The organism is Pseudomonas sp. NBRC 111140 (genome assembly GCF_001320885.1).
Lineage (GTDB): Bacteria > Pseudomonadota > Gammaproteobacteria > Pseudomonadales > Pseudomonadaceae > Aquipseudomonas > Aquipseudomonas putida_P.
Map to the genome: position 1 here is coordinate 1 of NZ_BCBQ01000149.1, position 9,218 is coordinate 9,218.

Consider the following 9,218-nt stretch of genomic DNA (forward strand, 5'->3'; position numbering starts at 1 on the left):
GTGCTGGTCACCTTCGAGAACGAAGCCGAAATGATCGCTCGCGAGTTCGGCCGCGACCAGTTCGAAGTGGTCTACCCAAGCGTGTCGGCAGAAGCCGAGCCGCCGGTGAGCGTGGTCGACAAGGTGGTGGCCAAGAAAGGCACCCAGGCCGTGGCCGAGGAATACCTGAAGTACCTGTGGTCGCCAGAAGCCCAGGAGATCGCCGCCAACAACTACCTGCGCCCGCGCGATGCGACGGTACTGGCCAAGTACACCGACCGCTTCCCGAAAGTGGACTTCCTGTCGGTGGAAAAAACCTTTGGTGACTGGCGCACCGTGCAGAAAACCCACTTCAATGATGGCGGGGTGTTTGACCAGATCTATAGCGGTCAGTAACTGATACAGGCAGTGCCGGCCCCTTCGCGGGCAAGCTCACGAAGGGACCGGCACAGGCCATACAACAATCGAACTTTCCATACCCTTTACCCATCAGTTCCTTGAGTAACCCTGCCCCGCTCACCCCGGCCCAAGGAGTACTCCAGTGCTGCGCTTTCTCTCTACCCTGTTGCTCGGCTGCCTGCTGAGCACCCACCTGCTTGCCGCCGACCCCACCCCCACCGAAGAACAAGCCGCCGAACCCGAACCAGTACTGCAAGGCGGGCTGCTTGGCGCCTTGGCCGACGGCCTGGACAGCGCCGCCCAGGAGCTGGACCTCGACGCCCACCTGGTGGATGCCTGGCGCTTGCGCACCGATCGCGCCGCCAAAGAGGTCGAACGCCTGGTCGACCGCCACTCGGCCAGCGACTCGCTGCAACTGGCCGGCAACTTCTTGTTGCTTACATTCACCTGGGCCGCCAGTTTCGCCGCGCTCACCAGCCTCGGGCGCTGGGTCGCAAGACGCACTTCTGGCACCCCGTGGCTGCGCGAGCGCAAACGTGCCAGCAGCCTGCTGGGCTACCTGCTGCCCTACACCCTGCCAGCGCTGGCCAGCCTGCCGCTGACGCTGTACGCCAGCCGCTTCCTCGACCCCTCGGTAGCCCGCGCGCTGGGCCTGAGCCTGGCATACGCCACCAGCAGTGGCTTGTTCTCGACCTCGATCATTCTGTGCCTGATCACCCTGTTCGATGCCGGCCACAAGCGCCCGGCCGTAGCAGTGATCAAGCGCCTGGCCCCACGGCTGCTTTTTCTGATCGGCTTCCTCGCGGCCTGGAGCGACGCCCTTACCAGCCCGCAGATTGCCCGCCAGTTGGGCGGCAACATCACCGCCAGCATTGCCGTGCTCACCGGTCTCACCGCCACCTTCATCTTCGCCAGCCTGGTCATTCGCCTGCGCCGCCCGGTGGCGCACCTGATCCGCAACCGCAGCTTGAAGGACCGTGTGCAGCACCGGGCCGTGCAGGAGACCCTGCGGATCTTTTCGGCGGTGTGGTACCTGCCAATCCTGTTGATGATTCTGGTGTCGGCGATTCACCTGGTAGGTGCCGGTGAAGAAAGCCAGAAGGCCCTGCAGAAGGCTTTGCTGACCACTGTGCTGCTGGTATCGACAGTGTTTCTCAGCACGTTGCTGCAACACTTGCTGGCCCCCCGGGAAAGCGACCCGGCGCAACGGGTACGCCCCTACAAAGAACTGCTGCGCAGCCTTGCCCATGCGCTATTGCGCATCGCCATGGCAGTGGCCTTCATCGAATTGCTGGGGCGCATCTGGGGTTTCTCGGTGATCGATTTCGCCCTGAGCAACAGCCTGGGCCAGGCGATCAGCAACTCGCTGTCGAGCATCGGCCTGATCCTGCTGGTTACCTGGCTGCTGTGGGTGGTGCTTGATACCGCTATTCAGGAAGCACTCAAGCCTGCCGTCGGCCGCCGCGCCGCACGCCAGCCAAGTACCCGGGTGCGCACCATCCTGCCGATGCTGCGTAACGCGATCAAAGTGGTCCTGATCGTTATCTGCACCATCACCACCATGGCCAACCTGGGCATCAACGTTGCGCCCTTGCTGGCCGGTGCCGGGGTGATCGGCCTGGCCATCGGCTTCGGTTCGCAGCAGTTGGTGCAGGATGTGATCACCGGATTGTTCATCCTGATCGAGGACACCATTTCCATCGGCGATTGGGTGGTGCTCGATTCCGGCCATGCCGGTACCGTCGAAAGCCTGACCATCCGCACCCTGCGCCTGCGCGATGGCAAAGGCTTCGTGCACTCGGTGCCGTTCGGCCAGATCAAGGCGGTTACCAACCAGTCGCGGCAGTTCGCTTATGCGTTTTTTTCGGTGCAGTTCACTTACGACAGTGATGTGGATGCGTCGCTGGCACTGATCCATGAAGTGGGCAAGTCGATCAGCGAAGATCCGCTGCTGCGCATCAACCTGCAGGGGCCATTGCAAGTGTTCGGCGTGGACCGCATGGACTTGAACGGCTTTGTGCTGACGGCGCAGTTCCGCACCATTTCCGGCGGGCAGTATGCGGTAAGCCGGGCGTTCAACGAGCGGTTGAAGAAACGCGTGGACCAAACCGACAACGTGAGTTTTGCCCAGGTATACCCGCTGCCGATGCAGGCTCTTGGCGCTTGATGCCGTCTGTACTGGGCTCTTCGCGGGTAAAACCGCGAAGAGCCCAGCAAGGGCAACATCAAACTTTACGGAACACCAAGGCCTTGAGCCCCCCGGCCGGGTCCACATCCGGGAACTCCGGCGGGTTCTCCAGCCGCTCGACAAACGCAAGCGTCGGCGCCTGCTCCGCCATCCCTTCAATGAGAAACTCCGGCCCGATGCCCGGATCATTCACACACGCCAGCACCGTGCCGCCCTCAGTCAGCAACTCCGGCAAACGCCGCAGGATCTTCGCGTAGTCCTGGGTCAACACGAAGCTGCCACGCTGAAAGGTTGGCGGGTCGATGATGATCAGGTCATACGGCCCGTACTTGCGCACCTTGCCCCACGACTTGAACAGCTCATGGCCCAGGTACGCCACCCGCGATGCATCGTGGCCATTGAGGCGGTGGTTGTCCCGGCCACGTGACAGGGCCGATTTGGCCATGTCCAGGTTCACCACCTGCTCGGCGCCACCGGCAATCGCTGCCACCGAGAAACCGCAGGTATAGGCGAACAAGTTCAGCACGCGCTTGCCCGCCGCCTGCTCACGCACCCAGCGCCTGCCGTAGCGCATGTCGAGGAACAGGCCGTTGTTCTGCCGCACGCCCAGGTCCAGCAGGTAGCTCAGGCCGTCCTCGAACACCTCACGCTGCTGGCACGGCTCGCCCACCAGCCACTGGCCCGGGCTGTCGGGCAGGTAGCGGTGCTGGATGATGATCGCCTGGCCGGTCCATTGCGGGCGCTCAGCCAACGTGCGCAACATGGCCTCCAGCTCGGCCAGCTGGCCCTCGGACGGCTCGCGGAACAGGGCAACCGACAGCACGCCTTGCAGCCACTCGACGGTGACCTGCTCCAGGCCCGCCCAGCAGCGCCCACGGCCGTGGAACAGGCGGCGGGTTTCCTGCGGGGCAGGGTCGAGGGCGGCGAGCAGGTGCTTTTCAAGGATGTGGATCGGCGAAGTCATGGTGGGTCGCAGGCTGACAAAAGCGGCATTCTACCTCAACTTTTGACGGCAACCCGCGCCGGTCGGAACCACCATCCCTGCTGCATTCCCGCCGCCGCCAGCAAGATCAACCCCACCCCCAGCCACTGCAGCGGCGCCAGTCGGTGCCCGAACGCCACCCAGTCCACCAGGATCGCCGCAATCGGGTAAATGAACGACAGCGCACCGGTCAACGCCGTGGGCAAACGCTGTATGGCACTGTACAGCAGCACATACATCAGGCCGGTATGCACCATGCCCAGCGTCAGCAGGCTGGCCAGCGCCGGCACTTCACTCGGCAAGCCGCCAAGCTTGACCCACGGCGCCAGCAGCAGCGCACCCGTGGCTACCTGAATCAACGCGATCAGGTGCGGGGGCGTGCCACTCAGGCGCTTGATGATCAACGCAGCGATTGCATACAACAACGCTGCCCCCAGCGCCAGGGCAATCCCGAGCAAATAATCCTCGCCACTGCCCTGCCCCGCCCCATGTGCACTGACGATGGCCAGCATGCCGAGGAACGCCACGCTCAGCCAGGTCACCTTGGCCAAGGTGATTTTCTCGCCCAAAAACAGTGCCGCCAGGCCCACCAGCATGAACGGCTGCACGTTGTACACCGCCGTACCAATGGCAATCGATGCCCGCGAGTACGAGGCGAACAACAACAGCCAGTTGCCGACAATGGCCACCCCACTGGCAATCGCCAGCAAGAATGCCGTGCGGCTGATCACTCCCGGCCGTAGAAGCCCAAATGCGGCGCAAATCGCCAGCAAGGTCACGGCACCGAACACGCAGCGCCAGAACACCACATCCAGCACCGGTAGGCCAGACACCAGCACGAACCAGCCGATGGTCCCGGAAATCAGCATGGCAGCGACCATTTCCAGCGAGCCACGGCGCAATGAACTGTCCATCTCACACCTCCTGTTGACGATGGCAACAGTATGCAAAGGTTGCAGCCTGACCTTCCAGCGGTTAATCAAGGCAGATCTGCAGTCATGCCTTTACTATCAAGGCAAATATCGTGAATTACCTGATGAGGCGAGCATGACTGATGCCATCGACCAACTACTGATCAATGCACTGATGGAGGACTCACGCCGCTCGCTCAAAGCGCTGGCGCAGGTCAGCGGGCTGTCCGCGCCCAGCGTCAGCGAACGCCTGCGCCGCCTGGAGGAGCGTGGTGTGCTGCGCGGCTACACCGTGGAGGTCGACCCACGCGCCTTTGGTTACCAGTTGCAGGCCATCGTGCGCATCCGCCCGCTGCCGGGGCAGTTGCACGAAGTGGAGCGGCAGATCATTGCCATCCCTGAGTTCACCGAGTGCGACAAAGTCACGGGTGAGGACTGTTTCATTGCCCGGCTGCATGTGCGCTCGATGGAACAACTGGACACCCTGCTCGACCGTATCAATGTGCTGGCCGAAACCAATACCGCCATCATCAAGAAAAGCCCGGTGAAGCGGCGGTTGCCGCCGATGGATTGATTTTCTCTTGCACGGGCCTCTTCGCAAGCGTCCCCGTGAATAGGCCCGCGCAGGAAAAGCTGACTATTTTTTGTACACAAAAACGTCACCATAAGTGCCATTTTTGTGTGCACTTACCCTCGGTAACGCCCCAATACGTTACACACTCCCCGCCAAAAATTTTGACCAAATGATCAACTAACTTTCTCACTAAAAAATTAAACCTGTTCATTTGGTCAACTTATAACGTCAGCATTTCATTAACTTATCTTTCAACAAGATAGTTTCAGAATGCTGGCCAGCAGAAAGTTGAATACTCCTTGGCATAGAAATGGCTTTTGTGTCTTCGTGTTTTGTATACAACCTAAACAAAACATAAATACACAAGAACCCGCGACGCCGACCCAATGTCGGCCGCCGCGCCCAGAACCCTGTGATGCCAACACTGCACTGACGAGATGGCGAGCCCGTGCGCATGCCCGCTCATCGCAGTCCAAGTGCATCAGGAGCCCGCCGGAATGAGTAGCAGCCTCGACCTTGCCCCTGAACTATCCGTCGCCAGCACCCACCCCAACACCACCCTCACCGGCAACGCGCCGGAACTTGCCCTGAGCCCGCGCCTGCATAACCGCGACCTCGCGCCAACACGTATCGAAGGCCGTCGCTGGGGCGGCTACAGCATCTTCGCGCTGTGGACAAACGATGTGCACAATATCGCCAACTACTCGTTCGCCATGGGCTTGTTCGCCCTCGGCCTGGGTGGCTGGCAAATTCTCTTGTCGTTGGCCATCGGTGCGGCCCTGGTGTATTTCTTCATGAACCTGTCCGGCTACATGGGGCAGAAAACCGGGGTGCCGTTCCCGGTCATCAGCCGCATTGCCTTCGGTATCCACGGCGCGCAGATCCCGGCGCTGATCCGCGCCGTCATCGCCATTGCCTGGTTCGGCATCCAGACCTACCTGGCCTCGGTGGTGCTGCGGGTACTGCTTACCGCCGTGTGGCCACAAATGGCGGCATACGACCACGACAGCATCCTCGGCCTGTCGAGCCTGGGCTGGGTGTGCTTCGTATCGATCTGGCTGGTGCAACTGGTCATCCTGGCCTACGGCATGGAGATGGTGCGCCGCTACGAGGCCTTTGCCGGCCCGGTGATCCTGCTGACCGTCGCCGCCCTGGCGGTGTTCATGTACTTCAAGGCCGATGCCCGCATTGCCTGGTCGGTGGCTGCGCCGCTGACTGGCTACGAGATGTGGCGCAACATTTTTGCCGGCGGCGCGCTGTGGCTGGCGATCTACGGCACTTTGGTGCTGAACTTCTGTGACTTCGCCCGCTCCTCGCCGTGCCGCAAGACCATCCGCGTCGGCAACTTCTGGGGCCTGCCGGTGAACATCCTGGTGTTCGCCGTGATCACCGTGGTGCTATGCGGTGCGCAGTTCCAGATCAACGGCCAAATCATCGACAGCCCGACGCAGATCGTCGCCGCCATCCCCAGCACGCCATTTTTGGTGCTCGGCTGCCTGGCCTTCCTGATCGTCACCGTGGCGGTGAACATCATGGCCAACTTTGTCGCACCAGCCTTCGTGCTCAGCAACCTGGCGCCGCGCCACCTGAACTTCCGCCGTGCCGGGCTGATCAGCGCCACGTTGGCGGTGCTGATCCTGCCGTGGAACCTGTACAACAGCCCGCTGGTGATCGTGTACTTCCTGTCGGGCCTGGGCGCCCTGCTCGGCCCGCTGTACGGGGTGATCATGTCCGACTACTGGTTGCTGCGCAAAGGCTGCATCAACGTGCCACAGCTGTACAGCGAAGACCCGGCCGGCGCCTATCACTACAGCAAAGGCATCAACCTGCGCGCCGTGGCCGCCTTCGTGCCGGCTGCGCTGCTGGCCATCGTCCTGGCCCTGGTCCCCAACTTCCAGAGCGTGGCGCCGTTCTCCTGGTTGATCGGCGCCGGTATCGCCGCTGCCCTGTACCTGCTGATCGCACCCCGCAACCGCCAATACCACGACGTCAGCGGCGAGTGCATCGCCGTCGACCACAGCAGCCATTAATCAAGGAAGACAGCCCATGCGTATTCTGATCGCCAACGTCAACACCACCGAAGCCATCACCGACGCCATTGCCGAGCAGGCCCGTGCGGTGGCTGCGCCCGGCACCGAAATAATCGGCCTCACACCTTGGTTTGGTGCCGAGTCGGTGGAGGGCAATTTCGAAAGCTACCTGGCTGCAATCGCGGTGATGGACCGAGTACTGGCCTTCGAAGGCCCCTATGACGCCGTGATCCAGGCGGGTTATGGCGAACACGGCCGCGAAGGCCTGCAGGAGCTGCTCAACGTGCCGGTGGTGGACATTACCGATGCTGCCGCCAGCACAGCAATGTACCTGGGCCATGCTTATTCGGTTGTAACCACGCTGGACCGCACCGTACCGCTGATCGAGGACCGCCTGAAGCTGTCCGGCCTGTACGAGCGCTGCGCCTCGGTGCGTGCCAGCGGGCTGGCGGTACTGGAACTGGAGGCCGACCCACAGCGGGCCGTGGAGGCGATTGTCGAGCAGGCCGAACGGGCCGTGCGTGACGACAAGGCCGAAGTGATCTGCCTGGGTTGCGGCGGCATGGCCGGGCTGGACGAGCAGATTCGCCAGCGCACCGGTGTGCCCGTGGTGGATGGTGTGAGCGCAGCGGTAACCATTGCCGAATCGCTGGTGCGCATGGGGTTGAGTACTTCCAAGGTACGCACCTATGCCACGCCGCGCGCGAAAAAGGTGCTGGGTTGGCCGATGCGCTTCGGCCGCTGATCCAGTATTTCCCTGTGCCGGCCGCTTCGCGGGCAAGCCCGCGAGGGGGCCGGTACTATCGCCCCATCATTTCGACCAGGCGCTGCGCACTGCCACAGGCCAAGGTAAACCCCAACGCACCATGCCCCAGGTTCAGCCACAAGTTGCGATACACCGTCCCGCCAATGATCGGCACCCCGGTCGGTGTCGCCGGCCGCATCCCGGCCCACTCCACCGCCTGGTTATAATCCGCAGCCTTGGGTAACGTCTCAAGTGCCAGCCGCCGCATGCTCTGCAACCTGCGCTTTTCCACCGACTCGTCAAAACCGACAATGTCCACCATCGCCGCTACCCGTAGCTGCTGCCCCAGGCGGGCGTAGACGATCTTGCGCTCATAATCGGTAAGGCTCACTTCCGGGGCTTGGTGCCCGGCACCGATCGGTGCCGTCAGGCTGTAGCCCTTCAGCGGGTAGACCGGTATATGCATCCCCGGTAGTGCCAAGCCTGGGCCGCGATGCCCGGCGCATAGCACCAACTGCTCCACCTCCATCTGCTCGTCGCCCAGTTGTAGCGCTACAACCTGGTCCTGGCACCGCACCAGTTGCGTCACTGGCCGACCAAGCAGAACACGGCATTGCCCCGAAGCGCGTAACAGGGCCTCCAGGCGCTGGCAGAACAAGTGGCAATCACCCACCTCTTCATCCGCTGTGAACACGCCACCGACAAACGGTGCCCCCGCCAATGCAGGCTCCAGCGCGTGCAGCTCGACTGCCGCCAAAACCCGCTGGCTGGCCGGGTCCGTCAACTGCGCTCGGCCATGGGCAAAGGCCCGCTCGCTGCGAAAAGCCACCAGCTTGCCGTTGCGCCGCCAGGCAAAGTCGCCCAGGTTCTGCGCCTCGCGCCATTGCCCCAGAACGGCCTGGCTGTGCAACGCCAGCTCCAGCAGTTGCCCGGCATTACGGCGATTGACGCTGCGCCGGCAAGCCAGGGTAAAGGCCAGCAGCCAGCGCCACTGCGCCGGGTCAAGGCGCAAGCGCAGGCGCAGCGGCGACTCGCCCTGCAGCAGCCAGCCCAGTGCCTGCCAGGGCACTCCGGCATCGGCCAGTGGCGCCACATACCGATAGGACAATTGCCCGCCATTGGCAAAACTGGTGGCCGACGCCAGGCTGTCGCGCGCCTCGATCAACGCTACCGAATACCCGTCACGAACAAGGGCGTAGGCCGTCGCCAGGCCAACCACCCCGCCACCGATTACCGTTACCCGCTGCTTCATCCTTCATCCCTGTTCCGGCTTCCTGGCCAAACAGTACCAGCGGATCAGGTCGGGCAGCTATGCGCACCGTCATTCAGGCCCTGGCGCACGTTACGGCTGAGCAGGCTGGCCTTGCCGTCGTGCCAGGTCAGGGTCAGTACATAGAGGGTGTCGAAGTC

The 9,218-nt window shown here is 62.6% G+C and carries 8 protein-coding genes and 1 pseudogene; 5 read left to right on the plus strand and 4 right to left on the minus strand.

The genetic code is table 11. The annotated features are described in order from the left end of the window. The coding region (locus APH42_RS27825; RefSeq protein ID WP_156352955.1) for a sulfate ABC transporter substrate-binding protein at positions 1 to 375 on the plus strand (375 nt) is incomplete at its 5' end. 145 nt (positions 376 to 520) lie between these two features. Then, complete coding sequence (locus tag APH42_RS27830; protein WP_012273453.1) at positions 521 to 2,545, plus strand: mechanosensitive ion channel family protein; 2,025 nt, start codon at positions 521 to 523, stop codon at positions 2,543 to 2,545. A 58-nt stretch (positions 2,546 to 2,603) separates the two neighbouring features. Here APH42_RS27830 and APH42_RS27835 read toward each other — a convergent pair whose 3' ends face one another. Together APH42_RS27835 and APH42_RS27840 are read right to left on the minus strand one after the other, a co-directional pair. Next, positions 2,604 to 3,530, minus strand: coding sequence for a class I SAM-dependent methyltransferase (locus APH42_RS27835; RefSeq protein ID WP_060494684.1), 927 nt, complete (start codon positions 3,528 to 3,530; stop codon positions 2,604 to 2,606). Between the two features lie 35 nt (positions 3,531 to 3,565). Beyond that, the gene (locus tag APH42_RS27840) at positions 3,566 to 4,462 is read right to left on the minus strand and encodes a DMT family transporter (RefSeq protein ID WP_012273455.1); all 897 of its coding nucleotides are present in this window, start codon (positions 4,460 to 4,462) and stop codon (positions 3,566 to 3,568) included. Positions 4,463 to 4,595: 133 nt separating this feature from the next. Here APH42_RS27840 and APH42_RS27845 point away from each other — a divergent pair, with 133 nt between their 5' ends. The 3 genes from APH42_RS27845 (at position 4,596) to APH42_RS27855 (ending at position 7,808) form a co-directional block, all read left to right on the plus strand. After that, complete coding sequence (locus APH42_RS27845) at positions 4,596 to 5,033, plus strand: Lrp/AsnC family transcriptional regulator (protein WP_012273456.1); 438 nt, start codon at positions 4,596 to 4,598, stop codon at positions 5,031 to 5,033. Between the two features lie 497 nt (positions 5,034 to 5,530). After that, the gene (locus APH42_RS27850) at positions 5,531 to 7,063 is read left to right on the plus strand and encodes an NCS1 family nucleobase:cation symporter-1 (protein WP_012273457.1); all 1,533 of its coding nucleotides are present in this window, start codon (positions 5,531 to 5,533) and stop codon (positions 7,061 to 7,063) included. Positions 7,064 to 7,079: 16 nt separating this feature from the next. Continuing rightward, positions 7,080 to 7,808: an aspartate/glutamate racemase family protein gene (locus APH42_RS27855; RefSeq protein ID WP_012273458.1), complete on the plus strand. Its 729-nt coding sequence runs from the start codon at positions 7,080 to 7,082 to the stop codon at positions 7,806 to 7,808. Between the two features lie 55 nt (positions 7,809 to 7,863). Here the strand turns inward: APH42_RS27855 and APH42_RS27860 are convergent, their stop codons facing one another. Then, entirely contained in the window at positions 7,864 to 9,060 is a 1,197-nt protein-coding gene (locus APH42_RS27860; protein WP_060494685.1) for a D-amino acid dehydrogenase, read from the minus strand. 44 nt (positions 9,061 to 9,104) lie between these two features. Next, positions 9,105 to 9,218, minus strand: a pseudogene (locus APH42_RS30005) (histidine phosphatase family protein); the annotation flags it as partial.

Excerpts from the sequence above, each read along its gene's own strand:
- APH42_RS27835 (WP_060494684.1), bottom strand. The coding sequence starts at position 3,530 with ATGACTTCGCCGATCCACATCCTTGAAAAGCACCTGCTCGCCGCCCTC.
- APH42_RS27840 (WP_012273455.1), bottom strand. The coding sequence starts at position 4,462 with ATGGACAGTTCATTGCGCCGTGGCTCGCTGGAAATGGTCGCTGCCATG.
- APH42_RS27845 (WP_012273456.1), top strand. The coding sequence starts at position 4,596 with ATGACTGATGCCATCGACCAACTACTGATCAATGCACTGATGGAGGAC.
- APH42_RS27850 (WP_012273457.1), top strand. The coding sequence starts at position 5,531 with ATGAGTAGCAGCCTCGACCTTGCCCCTGAACTATCCGTCGCCAGCACC.
- APH42_RS27855 (WP_012273458.1), top strand. The coding sequence starts at position 7,080 with ATGCGTATTCTGATCGCCAACGTCAACACCACCGAAGCCATCACCGAC.
- APH42_RS27860 (WP_060494685.1), bottom strand. The coding sequence starts at position 9,060 with ATGAAGCAGCGGGTAACGGTAATCGGTGGCGGGGTGGTTGGCCTGGCG.